This window comes from Bacteroides sp. D22 (assembly GCF_000163675.1).
Lineage (GTDB): Bacteria > Bacteroidota > Bacteroidia > Bacteroidales > Bacteroidaceae > Bacteroides > Bacteroides xylanisolvens.
In genome coordinates, this window is sequence record NZ_GG774830.1 from 23,862 (window position 1) to 40,784 (window position 16,923).

Genomic DNA, 16,923 nt, shown 5'->3' on the forward strand with positions numbered 1-16,923 from the left:
ATAAATCGGGAAAACATAAGAAAGCATAAATCAGAATTCATAATTCAGAAATCATTAATCATAAATCATTAAGACATGAAAACCGATTTGTTAGCTAGCCGTCACATCGGCATCAATGAACAAGACACAGCCCTGATGCTACACAAAATTGGCGTGAACTCACTGGACGAACTGATTGATAAAACAATTCCCGCCAATATACGGCTGAAAGAGCCGCTGGCATTGACTAGTCCGCTGACGGAATACGAATTTGGAAAACATATCGCCGAACTGGCAAATAAAAATAAACTATATACTACGTATATCGGTTTGGGATGGTACAACACGATTACCCCGGCTGTTATCCAGCGGAATGTATTCGAAAACCCGGTATGGTACACTTCTTACACTCCTTATCAGACAGAAGTGTCGCAAGGACGCCTGGAAGCGTTGATGAATTTTCAGACAGCCGTGTGCGACCTTACTGCCATGCCACTTGCCAACTGTTCACTTCTGGACGAAGCAACTGCCGCTGCCGAAGCCGTGAGCATGATGTATGCCATCCGTTCCCGTGCGCAACAGAAAGCCAATGCGAACGTAGTCTTTGTAGACGAGAATATCTTCCCACAAACATTGGCTGTTATGACTACACGCGCTGTGCCGCAAGGCATCGAACTGCGTGTAGGTAAATATAAGGATTTTGAACCTTCACCGGAAGTGTTTGCCTGCGTTCTACAATATCCAAACTCGAATGGAAACGCAGAGGATTATTCCGAATTTACAGAAAAAGCTCATGCCGCAGATTGCAAGGTAGCTGTCGCCGCCGATATTTTGAGTCTTGCCCTGCTGACTCCTCCGGGAGAATGGGGAGCAGATATTGTATTCGGAACTACACAACGTTTGGGTACTCCAATGTTCTATGGTGGTCCGTCGGCTGCTTTCTTTGCTACCAGAGACGAATACAAACGGAATATGCCGGGACGAATCATCGGATGGTCTAAAGATAAATATGGCAAACCTTGCTACCGGATGGCTTTGCAGACACGTGAACAGCATATCAAACGGGAAAAAGCTACTTCAAACATTTGTACCGCACAAGCATTATTAGCTACCATGGCAGGCTTTTACGCTGTTTACCACGGTCAGGAGGGTATCACTACAATTGCGTCGCGCATTCACAGTATCACTGTATTTCTTGAAAAGCAACTGAAGAAATGTGGATACACACAAGTCAACGTTCAATATTTTGATACCTTACGTTTTGAGTTGCCCGAACACGTTTCGGCACAACAAATCCGTACCATAGCGCTTAGTAAAGAAGTAAATCTGCGTTATTATGAAAATGGTGATGTCGGTTTCAGTATTGATGAAACAACAGATGTGGCAGCCGCCAATGTATTGCTCTCTATCTTTGCCATCGCTGCCGGAAAAGATTATCAGAAAGTAGACGATATTCCGGAAAAAAGCAATATCGACAAGGCTTTGAAACGGACAACTCCTTTCCTGACGCACGAAGTATTCAGCAAATATCACACGGAAACAGAGATGATGCGTTATATCAAACGTTTGGATCGCAAAGATATTTCGCTTGCACAATCGATGATTTCTCTCGGTTCATGCACCATGAAGCTGAATGCAGCTGCGGAAATGTTACCTTTAAGTCGTCCCGAATTTATGGGTATGCACCCGCTGGTTCCGGAAGATCAGGCAGAAGGATATCGGGAATTAATTAAGAATTTAAGTGAAGATCTGAAAGTTATCACCGGATTTGCAGGGGTGAGCCTGCAACCCAATTCGGGTGCTGCGGGAGAATATGCAGGACTTCGTGTAATCCGTGCTTATCTCGAAAGTATCGGTCAGGGACATCGGAACAAAGTCCTGATTCCGGCTTCAGCTCACGGAACAAATCCTGCGTCAGCTATACAGGCCGGATTTGTGACTGTCACCTGTGCATGCGACGAACAAGGAAATGTAGAAATGGATGACCTGCGTGCCAAGGCTGAAGAAAATAAGGATGAATTGGCAGCGCTGATGATTACTTATCCTTCTACACATGGTATCTTCGAAACAGAAATAAAGGAAATTTGCGACATCATTCATGCCTGTGGCGCACAAGTATATATGGATGGAGCCAATATGAATGCCCAAGTGGGATTGACCAATCCGGGATTCATCGGTGCAGATGTCTGCCACTTGAATCTTCATAAAACATTCGCTTCCCCTCATGGTGGCGGAGGTCCGGGAGTAGGTCCTATCTGTGTGGCCGAACATCTGGTTCCTTTCCTTCCCGGACATGGAATCTTCGGCAATTCGCAGAATCAAGTATCAGCTGCCCCATTCGGTAGTGCAGGTATTTTGCCTATCACGTATGGATATATCCGCATGATGGGTGCAGAGGGATTGACGCAGGCTACTAAGATCGCCATCCTGAATGCTAATTATCTGGCTACTTGTCTGAAAGATACGTATGGAGTTGTCTATCGGGGAGCCAATGGTTTCGTAGGACACGAGATGATTCTGGAGTGTAGGAAAGTACATGAAGAAGCAGGCATCTCGGAAAATGATATTGCCAAACGTTTGATGGACTATGGTTATCATGCTCCTACCCTCTCCTTCCCTGTTCACGGTACATTGATGATTGAACCGACAGAAAGCGAGAGTTTGGCAGAACTGGACAATTTCGTAGATGTCATGCTGAATATCTGGAAGGAGATTCAGGAAGTGAAGAATGGCGAAGCTGATAAGGATGATAATGTGTTGATTAATGCTCCGCATCCGGAATACGAGATTGTTAGTGATCGTTGGGAACATTCGTACACACGCGAAAAAGCGGCTTATCCGATAGAAAGTGTACGTGATAACAAATTCTGGGTCAATGTAGCTCGTGTAGATAACACATTGGGAGACCGTAAGTTACTACCAACTCGTTATGGCACTTTTGAATAAAGGTGATTTATTATAGAAATCAATTCATTAGAAAAGATTTTTAGAAGCATCTCAATAAGAAATAATCCCGGGGCTCAATGAATGTGAGCCCTGGGATTATTTTTATCAGCCCAAGACTGAATAAACAAAAGCCCTAGAGATGCATCAATTATCCCCAAGGCTCATATTTTGTGATATGGAATGTAAATCCAACTACAATTCTGAATATTTTTTCTACTTGACAATCGTTACCGTATCAGCCTTCACCTTTTTCTCTTTCATCGGACTCTTCGAATCAGCATACCCCAAAGCTACGCAACCATAGACTTTATGATTGGCAGGAACACCTAAAGAGGTAATATATTCACGAACTTCAGGATCATCACACGTTGTGCCCAACTGGTTGATCCAGCAAGAGCCGATTCCTAAAGAATGGGCAGCCAGAAACATATTTTCTATTGCACAAGCACAATCCATACCAGCCCACCATTGTGTAGGTTCATTGGATACAATCACCAAAGTCGGAGCATGATAATAACAACAATAGGTCTTGCTATGCCCACGCTCTTGCAAACGGGAATCATCGCTTTTTGCAAAAGCTCCTTTAATGCGCTCATTCAGTTCTGTCAATTTATCTACATTTTGAATAGCAGTAAAGTGCCATGTTTCCAAATGCATTCCACTGGGTGCATAAGTTGCAGCTTCCAGAATAGCCTGCAAATCTTCTTCTGAAACTTGCTGACTAGTATAAGCCCGTACACTACGACGTGCTTTAATGTTCTCTAAAACTTCATTCGTTTTCATGGATAACAAGTTTTTTATATATATCGAATCAAAATTTCACCACAGAATTCTAATTTATCATTTACCTTTTAACTAGCCCAATCTTTGCATTCAGTTTGAAATAATAGACTCCATTCTCTCTCTCCAAAAATCCGTATTTATCCTTCTCCAAAGATCCTTTTTCCAAACGGGTATTTTGAAACAAAAAGTCTTCCATTACTTGCTTTTCTGATTTATGATAACAGAGCACCTCTCCACTTCCGCCCACCAACAGAATACCTTCCACAGCCGAATCCAATCCATTATAAATCTTTGCGGGACGCATACCTAAAGCTAATGCCATCAAGAACTGCTTCATCTTAAACTCATAAAACTTGTGCTTGTTTATCAGTTCATCTTTAATCTTTAACGGATTCATTTGTTTGATAACTTCTGTCAGCTCGCTAATACGAGAGATACCATCCAAATGCATAATACGAACCATTTCTGTCAAGACACGTGGAAAATGCAAGTCAATCATTAGAAGATTGCTACGGAATACCCGGTCGGCTACATCAGAATATTTAAGTACACCGCCCAATCGTTCGATCATCATCATTCGCTCGGCAACCTCATTGGGAGATTCAGGCAAAGCATTGATTTTATTCACTGTGGGAGAGGCAAATTTGACTCCACTCTGTTCCAGTTTTAGATTTGCAGCACGTCCTCCGCCCAGTAACGGATTCATTACACCCAACCGTGAACGAACATTAAAACCTCTCAACGGAGCTTCCGGATGCCAAAATGCAATGGAGAAATCAGTACGATCTTCTGTTTTTGCTTCCAAATCGAAAATGGCTGCTTCATCTAAAAACTCTTCTACTCCTTCCGGAGAGGTTACGTCATCTTCCGAAGAAGATTTCACAGCCCGCAATATCAAATCAGCTACAATACCAAAGTCTTCGCGAGGCATGAATTTAGTTCCGCTCTCTGCTTCTATACGAATCGCATCTTCCTCAATATAATATTGACGTGTTCCATCATGTTCTTCCCGTTGAATCATTGCAATAGGCCAAGATGTTTCTCCCGCCTTTGCGTCTGCTGTGCCTAGCACTACTTTTCCGTCTGCCAGGAGACGAAAGAAAGAATAGAGTTCGCACCATTCTTTTTTGGTTGCTTCGAATGCCATATATCTTTGTTCTTCTTTATTTTACTAATGTTCTTTTTATCCTAATTTCACTAAGAAATTTCTATCTTCACAATGAATTGCTTACTGATTAATAACCTGCGGTAAGGTTGCAGGCAACGCAACAGGAGGTACTATATGAGTTACCTCCTCCAAAGGAGGAAGCTTGCCTACTTGTGCAAACAGGGAATTTCGAATCCATTCTTTAGGAGTGACTATGATAAATCGTCCCGTCCAGCAACCATCAAAATAGGAAGGATTGCCCGGCTGTTTCTTTATTGGATAGCAGATATTTTCTCCTTTACTCCGCATCTCCGGCGAACGTCCGGGGTCATTTACCCACACATGTTTATCGTCAATGCCACGAAGTACCATCCAGTGCCCTCTCGGACCGGGACGCAAACCACGAACTGCTCCTGTATATCTCACATTCACAAGCACAGGTATACCACGATCAATATAATCTTTCAATATCCGGTAATCTTTCTGCTGAAAATGTTCGGCACTTATCATATTTTCATAATAACGTGTCAAAGAATCAATTTCAAAAGAATAATATCCTCCCTGCCCTATCGATGTACGACGACGGAAAGGGGCACGTTTTTTCAGAAAGTAGTTACGTTGATACTCAATCAGTTTCTTTTCTGCATCCTGGGCTGTACGTTGTGTATCAGTCGTCATGCCTTTAAAGTAGTCAAAGACCATTAACGAAGAAGCCAGAGAGCAATGCGAGTAAGGACATCCTGTGATTTTCTGCGAATACCACGGAACAGGGATATTATTAGGAGCGAGCTTTTGAGTCTCCTGTGCTTGTGCTTGCGTCTGAACGCTTATCAAAGCAAAGAAGCTTAAAAACAAATTGAAAATTATATGATATTTATTTCTCATGCAATATTTTAAATATCTTATTTACAATACATTCTCCTCATCAAGAATCCGAGCTGTCTCCACCTTTTCCAAACGAGCACGCAATTTAGGCATCATCGAACGACGAATACGTAACGTCATACTACAATCCATGTCATACGACTGATTGAGAATTTCCGGTTCCTCCTCTTTCACAATGCGCATCACGTCATTCATGAAAGGATATTCAAACATTACCGTCACGTCTTCATCTACTGTCTTTTCTATAATTGTAGCGGCAGCAATAGCTTCAGCAGCGGCAGCCTTGTAAGCCACGATCAATCCGCTTGTCCCTAACTTGATTCCTCCAAAATAACGGACTACTATAATCAGGATATCCGTCAGTTCATTTGAATTTATCTGTCCGAGAATGGGTTTTCCCGCTGTTCCGGAAGGTTCTCCATTGTCATTGGCACGAAAATCCTTTCGTGCAGCTCCCAACATATAGGCATAACATACGTGTCGTGCATCATAATACTTTTTCTGATACGTTTCAAGATGTATTTTTATCTCATCGAGAGTACGCACAGGAAGGGCTATAGCAATGAACTTGCTTCGTTTTTCCGTATAAATACCTTCGGAAGGTTCAATGATGGTTTTATAAGTATCTTCAGCAGTCATGCTGCAAAGATACGGCTTTAATAAGAAAAGTCAATCTATCGTTTGGAAATATTAATGTTCCACTTACCAATGAGATGTAGCTGGGAATATAAAAATCTTTGTTGGCAGATTTTCATCTACAAGATAGTGACGCTATCCAATAAAAATAGTGACGGTATACCACAAGGATACCGTCACTATCCCGTGCATATACCGTCACTATTTTTTTATCTTAATCGGGTGTTACATTTATTGATATAGCTTACATCAGCAACGTCTTTTTTGCATCATCCGATAGAATTTCCTAATCCAATTTATGAATTACCAACCCCGAACGAAGTTTAGGTTCAAACCAAGTTGTCTTCGGTGGCATGATATTACCTGTATCTGCAATATCCATCAATTGTTTCATAGATACGGGATAAAGAGCCAGAGCCACTTTCATTTCACCGCTATCCACACGTTTCTTGAGTTCTCCCAATCCACGGATGCCGCCCACAAAATCAATACGCTTGTCCGAACGCAAATCCTTTATGCCCAAAACTTCATCCAAAATCAGATTGGAAGAAATGGTAACATCAAGCACGCCAATAGGGTCGTTATCATTGTATGTACCTATCTTGGCTGTCAGACTGTACCATTTACCACCCAGATAGAGTGAGAAGTTATGTAAGCCGGATGGTTTATAGATATCCACACCCTTCTCTTCTACTATAAAGTTTTTATCAAGTGCAGCCAGGAATTGCTCGGGAGTCAAACCATTGAGATCTTTCACTACACGATTATAATCGATGATGGTTAGCTGGTTTGCAGGGAAGCAAACAGCCATGAAGTAATTATATTCTTCATCACCCCGATGATTCGGATTTTGCTTTGCTTTCTCTGCTCCCACCAGTGCAGCAGCGGCAGAACGGTGATGTCCGTCGGCAATATAAAGAGCCGGCATCTTAGCAAATTCGGCAGTAATAGCAGCAATATCCTCATCTTGATCGACAATCCAGAAAGTATGTCCAAAACCATCCCCCGGAGCGATGAAGTTATAAACAGGCTTGTTTGCCGTATACTTCTTGATAATAACATCCAACTTCTCATTATCCGGATAAGCAAAGAAAACAGGCTCAATGTTAGCGTTGTTCACACGGACATGCTTCATACGGTCTTCTTCCTTGTCACGACGGGTAAGCTCATGTTTTTTGATAATCCCATTCATATAATCGGGAACGTATGCACCAACTACCAATCCGTATTGTGTTTTCCCGTTCATCGTTTGGGCATAGATATAATAATTTTCCTTATTATCCTGCACCAACCAGCCTTTGTCCTGGAACAGTTGGAAATTCTCGGCAGCTTTAGCATACACTTGTTCGTCGTGTTCGTCCGTACCGACAGGGAAATCTATTTCCGGTTTAATAATATGATAAAGAGACTTTTCGTTACCTTCCGCTTCTGCGCGGGCTTCTTCTGAATTCAATACATCATAAGGACGTGAAGCAACCTGTTCTACGAGGTCTTGCGGAGGACGAATGCCCTTGAAAGGTTTAATTATTGCCATGATATTAGTATTTTATATGTAAAAAATTAAAGCCACAGACTTATTGAAAATCTGTGGCTCAAATATACTACTTATTTCTAAAAGAATCTTATTTGTTTACTCTAAATTTCTCGCAACCATCTTTCAGGAAGCCTACAATTTGTTGAGCGGCAGCAATACCGGCATTGATATTTGCTTCAGCAGTTTGAGCACCCATCTTCTTTGGAGTTGAGAAATAACGTCCGGCAAATTTCTCTGCAAATTCTGCGTTAGCAACAGGCATAATATCTGTGATATATTTGAAGTCTGCACGCTCTTCCATCAATTTAATCAGTTCTGCTTCGTTGATAACTTCCTTACGGGCAGTGTTTACCAACATAGCACCTTTCGGCATATCTTTCAACAGAGCATAATTGATAGAATTTTTCGTTTCGGCAGTTGCCGGTATATGAAGAGATACCACCTGACAAGTCTTATACAGTTCTTCTGCCGAATCAAGTGCTTTCACACCATCTTTTTCGATTACTTCTTTCGGGCAGAATGCGTCGTAAGCATACACTTCCATTCCGAAACCTTTGGCAACACGGGCTACATTACGACCTACGTTTCCATAAGCATGAATACCCAGTTTTTTGCCCATCAATTCTGTACCGGAAGTTCCGTTATAGAAGTTACGGACAGCATATACCATCATACCCAAAGCAAGTTCGGCAACAGCATTAGAGTTTTGTCCCGGAGTGTTCATCACACATACGTTGTGAGCAGTGGCAGCAGCCAGGTCAACGTTGTCATATCCCGCACCGGCACGTACTACGATTTTCAATTCTTTGGCAGCATCAAGCACCTCTGCATCAATAATATCACTACGGATAATGATAGCATTAGCATCTTTCACTGCATCCAGCAATTGAGCCTTATCTGTATATTTCTCAAGTAAAGCAAGCTCGAATCCAGCTGCTTCTATTTCTTTACGGATACCGTCTACTGCAACTTTAGCAAACGGTTTTTCTGTAGCTACAAGTACTTTCATAATTTAATTCTATTTATAAAGACTCACCACAGATTACGCAGATTTTCACAGATTATAGAATTTAGGAATCTGTGCTAATTCGTGTAATCTGTGGTGAAAATAATATATTAATGAAGTTTTTCAAATTCCTGCATGCAGTCAATCAAAGCTTGTACGCTTTCTTTCGGTAAAGCATTGTAGCAAGATGCACGGAAACCACCTACAGAACGATGCCCTTTGATACCTACCATACCTCTTTCAGTGGCAAACTTCAAGAAGTCAGCTTCAAGGTCTTTGTATTCGGGAGCCATCACGAAACAGATGTTCATGCGTGAACGGTCTTCTTTGGCAGCAGTACCCACGAACATTTTGTTGCGGTCGATTTCAGCATACAACATATCCGCTTTTTCAATGGCACGACGTTCCATTTCTTTTACACCACCCTGTGCTTTAATCCAACGAAGCGTCTGCAATGCTGCATAAATAGGCACAACAGGAGGAGTGTTAAACATAGAACCACTGTCAACATGAGTCTGATAATTCAACATCGTTGGAATGTAACGGGAAACCTTACCCAATGCATCATTCTTAACAATAACGAATGTAACACCTGCAGGAGCCAGATTCTTTTGTGCACCACCATAAATACAGATATATTTAGAAACGTCAATCGGACGTGAGAAAATATCAGAAGACATATCGGCAACCATTGGAACCGGAGAATCGAGGTCTTTCTTCAATTCTGTACCGTAAATCGTGTTGTTAGTAGTGATGTGGAAATAATCTGCGTCTGTCGGGATTGTGTAATCTTTTGGGATATAAGTATATGTAGCTTCAGCAGAGGAAGCAACTTCTACAACTTCACCAAACCCTTTAGCTTCTTTCATTGCTTTCTTAGCCCACACACCAGTGTTCAGGTAAGCAGCTTTTTTTTCCAGGAAGTTATAAGGAACCATGCAGAACTCCATACTAGCACCTCCACCCAGGAACAGTACCGAATAACCTTCGGGGATATTGAGTAATTCCTTGAATAATGCCTCTGCTTCGTCAACCACAGGTTGGAAGTCTTTGGCACGGTGGCTGATTTCCATCAAAGAGAGACCAGAGCCGTTGAAATCTAAAATAGCCTTCGCTGTATCCTCTATCACCTCACGCGGAAGAATGGAAGGTCCTGCATTGAAATTATGCTTTTTCATTTGAAGTTTGTTTTTGGTTTAACAATTTCGTTACTTTTGTCTTTTGACCTTGCGAATTTACGAATTTATTCCCATCGCACAAATCTTTCCTTATAAAAATACTGTTTTAAAGCAGATTTTCCTTTCTTTTTATTGGTTTATACAGGATATATACACCATATTGTTATCTATAGATGTCAAGTATGGGATAAAAGTCGAGATTGAAATAGAACCGGAGATATTGATGATAAAACAAAAGATTAATGCAATAAAAATGAATATTTATAAACTGCAACAGTGAATTCAGCTTAGATTAACAGGGAAATAAAGTGGAAAGTAAAATATCTTTGGAAATAAAGTAATCATCCCTATGCTCAATGACTAGTGAACATAGGGACGATTGTACATAATAAAAGAGGACTTTAAGAGTTCTATATTACAAAAAAAAGAGTTTTACTTCGCTTCCTCAATAATAGTCTTCATTCCTTTTATTTTCTCTCCTTGAATCAGATTCAGGAGTTGCTTCACCTTAGCCCGGCGAACGGCAACGAAAGCATAATGTTCTTTGACATCAATCGCTCCGACATCTTCGCGAGTCAGATTTCCTTTTTTATATAAGAATCCGGCAATATCGATCCGACTAAGTTTCTCCTTCTTTCCTTTACCTATATATATAGTAGCCCAGAGCGATTTCGGAGGCCGGGGAGGGTTTTCAGGCAACGCCACTGTTTCCATTTCTTCCGGGATATAAGAAGGAAGTTTCTCTTCGGCATGAAGAATCAGATAAGACGTTCCGGTCGCATCCCAACGCGCTGTACGTCCGTTGCGGTGCGTAAAGGCTTCTTCATTGACCGGCAAATGATAATGGATGATATGTCCGACTTCCGGAATATCCAGTCCACGGGCTGCCAGATCGGTAGAAATCAATACATGACAACTGCCATTACGGAACTTGTAAAGCGCACGTTCACGGTCCGGCTGTTCCATACCACCATGAAAACGTTCTGCGAGTAGTTTTTTATCTGCCAATAACTGATGTACACGGTCCACCGCATCCCGATGATTACAAAACACGATGCTCGAACTGCTCCCCAATGTACAAAGCAGGTTATATAAAGTATCAATCTTATCTTTGGAAGGCGAAAGCACCTTCATCAATTTCAAGCGCGACTCTTGTTCTTCAGAATCGTCCGAAAGGAAGTTCAACTTAACTGTGCGGTTCAATCCTGTAAATTCGGGAATCTCTTCGGCATCGGTAGCTGAAAGCAACATACGTTTTTTTAATCCCGGAAGCTGGGTGATAATCTCTGCCATTTCATCGTGAAAACCAAACTCCAACGATTTGTCGAACTCGTCGATAATTAAAGTTTCAATGGTTTCGGGATTGAAATTTCCTTTAGACAGATGGTCGGTGATACGTCCCGGAGTACCAATGATGATAGCAGGATGATTGCCCAATATACTTTTCTTTTCTTCGGCGATAGGATGCCCACCGTAACAACAGCAGGTTTTCCAGGAAGTCCCCATTGCTTTGAATACAGAATCTATCTGTAAGGCCAGCTCACGCGAAGGAACGAGAATCAAAACCTGCACGCTGTCATCGTTCGGTTTTAGAGTAAGGAGTAAAGGTAACAGATAGGCCAGCGTCTTGCCCGATCCTGTCGGTGACAACAGTATAACGTCTTTTCTTCCGGTAGCTTGTTCAAGTGATGCTTCCTGCATCGGATTCAGTTCCTCAATCTTCAAATTGCGGAGAGCCGACTGTATAATTTCATTTTTCTCTAACATGGGGGCAAAGATACAAAAAGGAAAGAGTACGGAGATAAAAATGCAATCAAACTTTAGCCATGCCGGTCAATATATAATAACCTTTCAGATTATTCTCTTTCATGTAAATGGTTACTTCTGCCCTACAAGCTGTAACCAAGGCATATCCCGTTAAACTTGAACTCATAGCTTTGACAAATGAATACTCTGTATCATTGTGAATAAAAGATATACGATGATATTCCATAACCTATTGTACTTTAATAATTCTATTGTGTAGCCAAATATACGAATATAATAGATAAGTACGGATACAAAAGGAGAACTATCTTTAAAACAGACATAAAATAGATACAAACCATAACGGAAAGACATTATGAGATAATAGTAAAAAAAAAGCGGGAAATCGAAGAAGCATTACTGCTTTTCAGATTTCCCGCTCTGTGTTTATGTAACCTTTCCGGTCATTTTTCCGACCGGTTTGTTCTCTTCTGCGAATTATCCTCCGAAGTTGTCGAACATCAGGTTCTGTGCCGGAACGCCAAGATCGTCGAGCATCTTCTCAACAGCTTTCGACATCGGACCAGGACCACACATGTAGTATTCAATATCTTCAGGAGCTTCGTGATTCTTCAGGTAAGTTTCGTAAATTACGTTGTGAACGAATCCCGGAGTGTACTTCACGCCTGCAGCATCAGCAGCAGGGTCCGGACGGTCGAGAGCCAAATGGAAAGTGAAATTCGGGAAGTCCTTTTCGATTTGCAAGAAATCTTCCAGATAGAACACTTCGTTCAACGCACGGGCACCGTAGAAGTAAGACATCTTACGGTCAGTAGTATGCAATGTCTTGGTCAAGTGCATGATTTGCGCACGCAACGGAGCCATACCGGCACCACCACCAATCCACATCATTTCCTTCTTAGAATCGAAGATTGGGTGGAAGTCTCCGTAAGGACCGCTCATTATTACCTTGTCACCCGGTTTCAGGGTAAAGATATAAGAAGAAGCGATACCCGGCATTACGTCCATAAATCCAGGACCTTGTTCTTTCGGTTTGAACGGCGGAGTAGCGATACGTACTGTCAACATGATACGATCACCTTCGGCAGGATAATTGGCCATAGAGTAAGCACGGATTGTTTCCTCGTCGTTCTTACACTTCAGCCCCAGCAAACCGAATTTCTCCCATGCAGGCAAATATTCGTCACCAATCAAGCTCTTATCAATGTCCTTGTCATAGTCCATTGAGAATTTAGGAATCTTAATCTGTGCGTAAGAACCCGGGATAAAGTCCATGTGTTCGCCTTTAGGCAGAGCAACGATGAACTCTTTGATAAATGTAGCCACGTTCTTGTTGGAGATTACTTCGCACTCCCACTCTTTCACGCCAAGTACAGATTCGTCAATCTTGATTGACATATCGCCTTTCACTTTCACCTGACAGCCCAAACGCCAGTGGTCTTGCTGCTGTTTGCGACTGAAGTGAGGAACCTCAGAAGGCAGGATTTCGCCGCCTCCTTCGAGTACTTGACATTTGCACTGTCCGCAAGATCCCTTACCACCACAAGCAGATGACAGGAATATCCCATTTACAGACAGCGTATTCAACAAAGTAGAACCGGAAGCCACTTCCAATTCCTTTTCGCCGTTGATTGTCAGTTTTACGTTTCCTGATGGCACCAGGAAATTCTTGGCAACCAACAAGATTACAACAAGCAACAGAATAACCACAAGGAATACCCCAATGCTCGCTAATATTAAATTCATATCCATTGTCTTATTCCTTTCTTTTTAGATGTTCAAACCAGAGAAACACATAAACGCGATTGCCATCAGACCTACTGTGATAAATGTGATACCCAAGCCCTTCAACGGAGCAGGTACGTCAGAGTAAGCCATTTTCTCGCGGATAGCAGCCAGACCTACGATAGCCAGCAACCAACCGATACCAGAGCCTAATGCATAAGAAAGGGCATCCCAAATATCACCAATGTATTTCGGATCACTCGGACCCAGATTGATACGTTGTTGCATAAACAGAGAGGCACCCATGATCGCACAGTTAACAGCAATCAACGGCAGGAAGATACCCAGCGAAGCGTACAGTGACGGAGTGAAGCGTTCTACCACCATCTCCACCAATTGCACGATACCGGCAATTACGGCAATGAAAAGAATAAAACTCAAGAAGCTAAGGTCGACACCTTCAATGATAGCATTGGCAGCCAGCACCTTAGTTTGCAACAGGTAGTTGACCGGAAGCGTCACCAGCAACACGAAAGTCACGGCGATACCCAGTCCTACGGCAGTCTTCACATTCTTCGAAACAGCCAAGTATGAACACATACCCAAGAAGAATGCGAATATCATGTTGTCCACAAAGATAGAGCGGACGAATAAACTTAATAAATGTTCCATAATTCTTTTTGATTTATGATTTATGATTTATAATTTATGATTCAGCAGACTTATCATGCGACTATGACTATAAAGCTAGACATAAATCATAATTCAGAAATCAGAAATAATTAATTACTTTGTTCTTGCAATTCTTTATGACGTGCACGTTGATACCAGATAATGCATGCTACGATAATCAATGCCATCGGCGGCATCAACATCAAGCCGTTGTTTACGTATCCGATATTTTGAATCGGTTCATAATTCAGGATATTGAAACCAAGCAATGTTCCCGAGCCAAACAGTTCGCGGAAGAAAGCAACGATAATCAGAATCTTGGCATAGCCTAAACCATTACCTACACCATCCAAGAAAGACTCCCAAGGACCGTTCTGCATGGCAAATGCTTCCAGACGTCCCATCAAGATACAGTTGGTGATAATCAAACCTACATAAACAGAGAGCTGTACGCTTACGTCGTAAGCAAACGCTTTCAGGATTTCACTTACGATAGTTACCAAAGCAGCTACCACAACCAACTGAACGATGATGCGGATGCGGTTAGGAATCGTCTTACGCAACAGTGAAATAACAACGTTGGCAAATGCAGTAATCACCGTTACTGAAAGTCCCATCACGATGGCAGGCTCCAGCTTTGCAGTAACAGCAAGTGCAGAACAGATACCGAGCACCTGTACGGTTACCGGATTATCAATTCCCAGCGGAGCAGAGAATACTTCTTTATTTTTCTTTGAAAACAGTTGTCCCATATTCTATCTTTCTCCTCCTTATTATTTAGTTAAAAAACTCAAGTAACTATTCAGGCAAGACTTCAACATGGCATCTACACCTACTGAAGTGATTGTACCACCGGAGATACCATCCACTTGGTAATCAGGTTTCTCTACCTTGCCATTTTTTACGACTCCCAAAGTGATAGCTCCATTTTCCAAAGTCTTCTTACCTACAAATTCATTTTGGAAATGGTCGGTTGCAATTTCAGCACCCAGCCCCGGAGTTTCACTAGCGTGTGAGAAGTAAGTACCGTAAACGGTATCTTTATCTTCGTTCAGTGCAACATATCCCCAGATAGCGCCCCAAAGACCGGCACCGTAAACAGGAACTACATATTTAGTCTGACCGTCCACTTCGCATACAAACACGTGCAGACGTTGTTGTTCTTTTGCTTCTTTCTCGTAGTTGGTAGCAAATTCGCCCGTATTTTCGGTCAGCGTACCGTCTACGTTCATCAGCATATCCCCTTTCACATATTTCTGATATTCAGCATCCGCATCTTCCACATTCTTAATGTTCAATGCAGCGAGGATTTGTTTCTTAGTGTCCAACTGCACATTCTTGTCTTGTGTAGATTTCAGTGAAGAACTAACGAATGCCAGCAGGAATGCTACGATAATAACCATTACCGAAGCATAAATGATAGTATAACTATTACTATTCGTATTCATTTTCTTTCGGTATTTATTGGTTAGACTTGATAGTGCGTTTCTCGCGACGGCTGATATTGCTTTGTACTACACAGTAGTCAATCAGCGGAGCGAAGATGTTCATCAGCAGGATGGCAAGCATCATACCTTCCGGATAACCCGGATTCAGTACGCGGATAACGATAGCCATCACACCGATCAGGAATCCAAAGATATATTTACCTCTTTCTGTACGTGCGGAAGTCACAGGGTCAGTAGCCATAAATACGGCACCGAAACAGAAACCACCGAGAACGAGGTGTTCGTACCAAGGCATTTGAGCCATTGTGTTGTTTTCCATGCCGATTGAGTTGAATACCCATGCCATGAATGCGCCACCGACGAATACGGAAATCATTGTCTTCCAGCTTGCAACACCTGTCCAAAGCAGGATAACGGCACCAATCAGGATAGCGATTACGCTGGTTTCACCAATAGAACCCGGAATCAGACCTGTAATCATATCCATGTTGAACGCAGGAACACTACCTGTTGTAGCAGCCTGTCCCAGTGGAGTGGCAACGGTGAGTCCGTCTACGCTTTGTCCTAAACCGAAGATGCTGTCTCCTGACACCCAAACAGCATCACCGGACATCTTGGTCGGGTATGCGAAGAACAGGAATGCACGAGTAATCAACGCAACGTTGAATACGTTCATACCTGTACCACCGAATACTTCTTTTGCGAAGATAACAGAGAATGCAGTAGCTACGGCAAGAATCCACAGCGGACAGTCTACCGGAACGATCATCGGGATCAGGATACCGGAAACAAGGAATCCTTCCTGGATTTCTTCTTTCTTCCATTGAGCTACGACGAACTCAATGCCAAGACCTACTACGTATGATACGATTATTTTAGGCAGTACTGCCAGGAATCCGTAGATAAACATTTCGATGAAGCTGCCAGTAGCACCTGTATGAGTGAAATGCTGGTAACCTACGTTGTACATACCGAACAGCAAAGCCGGTATTAACGAAATAACCACAATCGACATGATGCGCTTGCTATCGATTGCGTCATGTATGTGCGTTCCCGTTTTCGCAGTCTTGCTAGGCACGAACAAGAATGTTTCGAAGCCGTCAAATACCGACTGGAATGCGTGGAATTTGCCGCCCTCCTCAAAGTTCGGCTTTATCTTATCGAGATAATTTCTTAACGCTTTCATTTATTTAATTGAAAATTGAAAGTTGAGAGTT

At 42.2% G+C, this 16,923-nt stretch carries 15 protein-coding genes; 1 reads left to right on the forward strand and 14 read right to left on the reverse strand.

The annotated features are described in order from the left end of the window. The first annotated feature begins 75 nt into the window (after positions 1-75). The gene (gcvP, locus tag HMPREF0106_RS01535) at positions 76-2,925 is read left to right on the forward strand and encodes an aminomethyl-transferring glycine dehydrogenase (protein ID WP_008022143.1); all 2,850 of its coding nucleotides are present in this window, start codon (positions 76-78) and stop codon (positions 2,923-2,925) included. A gap of 213 nt (positions 2,926-3,138) precedes the next feature. Here the strand turns inward: gcvP and HMPREF0106_RS01530 are convergent, their stop codons facing one another. From HMPREF0106_RS01530 to HMPREF0106_RS01465, 14 genes are all read right to left on the reverse strand, one after another. After that, positions 3,139-3,708 (reverse strand): nitroreductase family protein, encoded by a 570-nt coding sequence (locus HMPREF0106_RS01530; protein ID WP_009041153.1) that lies wholly within the window; start codon positions 3,706-3,708, stop codon positions 3,139-3,141. Positions 3,709-3,769: 61 nt separating this feature from the next. Further along, positions 3,770-4,855 carry an HpaII family restriction endonuclease gene (locus HMPREF0106_RS01525; protein WP_009041154.1) on the reverse strand — a complete coding sequence of 362 codons (1,086 nt, stop codon included), beginning with the start codon at positions 4,853-4,855 and terminating at the stop codon, positions 3,770-3,772. Between the two features lie 81 nt (positions 4,856-4,936). Next, positions 4,937-5,740 carry a C39 family peptidase gene (locus HMPREF0106_RS01520; RefSeq protein ID WP_178286160.1) on the reverse strand — a complete coding sequence of 268 codons (804 nt, stop codon included), beginning with the start codon at positions 5,738-5,740 and terminating at the stop codon, positions 4,937-4,939. Between the two features lie 21 nt (positions 5,741-5,761). Next, on the reverse strand, positions 5,762-6,379 hold the full coding sequence (locus HMPREF0106_RS01515; RefSeq protein WP_009041156.1) for an IMPACT family protein: 618 nt from the start codon (positions 6,377-6,379) through the stop codon (positions 5,762-5,764). A gap of 283 nt (positions 6,380-6,662) precedes the next feature. Then, complete coding sequence (locus HMPREF0106_RS01510) at positions 6,663-7,910, reverse strand: DUF1015 domain-containing protein (protein ID WP_009041157.1); 1,248 nt, start codon at positions 7,908-7,910, stop codon at positions 6,663-6,665. Positions 7,911-7,998: 88 nt separating this feature from the next. After that, the gene (locus tag HMPREF0106_RS01505; protein WP_008022136.1) at positions 7,999-8,919 is read right to left on the reverse strand and encodes an NAD(P)-dependent oxidoreductase; all 921 of its coding nucleotides are present in this window, start codon (positions 8,917-8,919) and stop codon (positions 7,999-8,001) included. Between the two features lie 107 nt (positions 8,920-9,026). Beyond that, a complete protein-coding gene (gene serC / locus HMPREF0106_RS01500; RefSeq protein ID WP_009041158.1) occupies positions 9,027-10,094 on the reverse strand; it encodes a 3-phosphoserine/phosphohydroxythreonine transaminase in 1,068 nt (355 codons plus the stop codon). A 432-nt stretch (positions 10,095-10,526) separates the two neighbouring features. Next, positions 10,527-11,861, reverse strand: coding sequence for a DEAD/DEAH box helicase (locus HMPREF0106_RS01495; protein WP_008643837.1), 1,335 nt, complete (start codon positions 11,859-11,861; stop codon positions 10,527-10,529). Between the two features lie 46 nt (positions 11,862-11,907). Beyond that, positions 11,908-12,087, reverse strand: a complete 180-nt coding sequence (locus tag HMPREF0106_RS01490; RefSeq protein ID WP_004306317.1) for a hypothetical protein — start codon at positions 12,085-12,087, stop codon at positions 11,908-11,910. 251 nt (positions 12,088-12,338) lie between these two features. Further along, positions 12,339-13,613, reverse strand: coding sequence for an NADH:ubiquinone reductase (Na(+)-transporting) subunit F (gene nqrF / locus HMPREF0106_RS01485; protein WP_008022130.1), 1,275 nt, complete (start codon positions 13,611-13,613; stop codon positions 12,339-12,341). 18 nt (positions 13,614-13,631) lie between these two features. Beyond that, complete coding sequence (gene nqrE / locus HMPREF0106_RS01480) at positions 13,632-14,258, reverse strand: NADH:ubiquinone reductase (Na(+)-transporting) subunit E (RefSeq protein WP_004315904.1); 627 nt, start codon at positions 14,256-14,258, stop codon at positions 13,632-13,634. A 110-nt stretch (positions 14,259-14,368) separates the two neighbouring features. After that, positions 14,369-15,010: an NADH:ubiquinone reductase (Na(+)-transporting) subunit D gene (locus HMPREF0106_RS01475; RefSeq protein WP_004300389.1), complete on the reverse strand. Its 642-nt coding sequence runs from the start codon at positions 15,008-15,010 to the stop codon at positions 14,369-14,371. Positions 15,011-15,031: 21 nt separating this feature from the next. Beyond that, positions 15,032-15,706, reverse strand: coding sequence for a Na(+)-translocating NADH-quinone reductase subunit C (locus HMPREF0106_RS01470; RefSeq protein ID WP_004315905.1), 675 nt, complete (start codon positions 15,704-15,706; stop codon positions 15,032-15,034). A 13-nt stretch (positions 15,707-15,719) separates the two neighbouring features. Continuing rightward, positions 15,720-16,892, reverse strand: a complete 1,173-nt coding sequence (locus tag HMPREF0106_RS01465; RefSeq protein WP_004311620.1) for an NADH:ubiquinone reductase (Na(+)-transporting) subunit B — start codon at positions 16,890-16,892, stop codon at positions 15,720-15,722. Positions 16,893-16,923 lie beyond the last annotated feature (31 nt).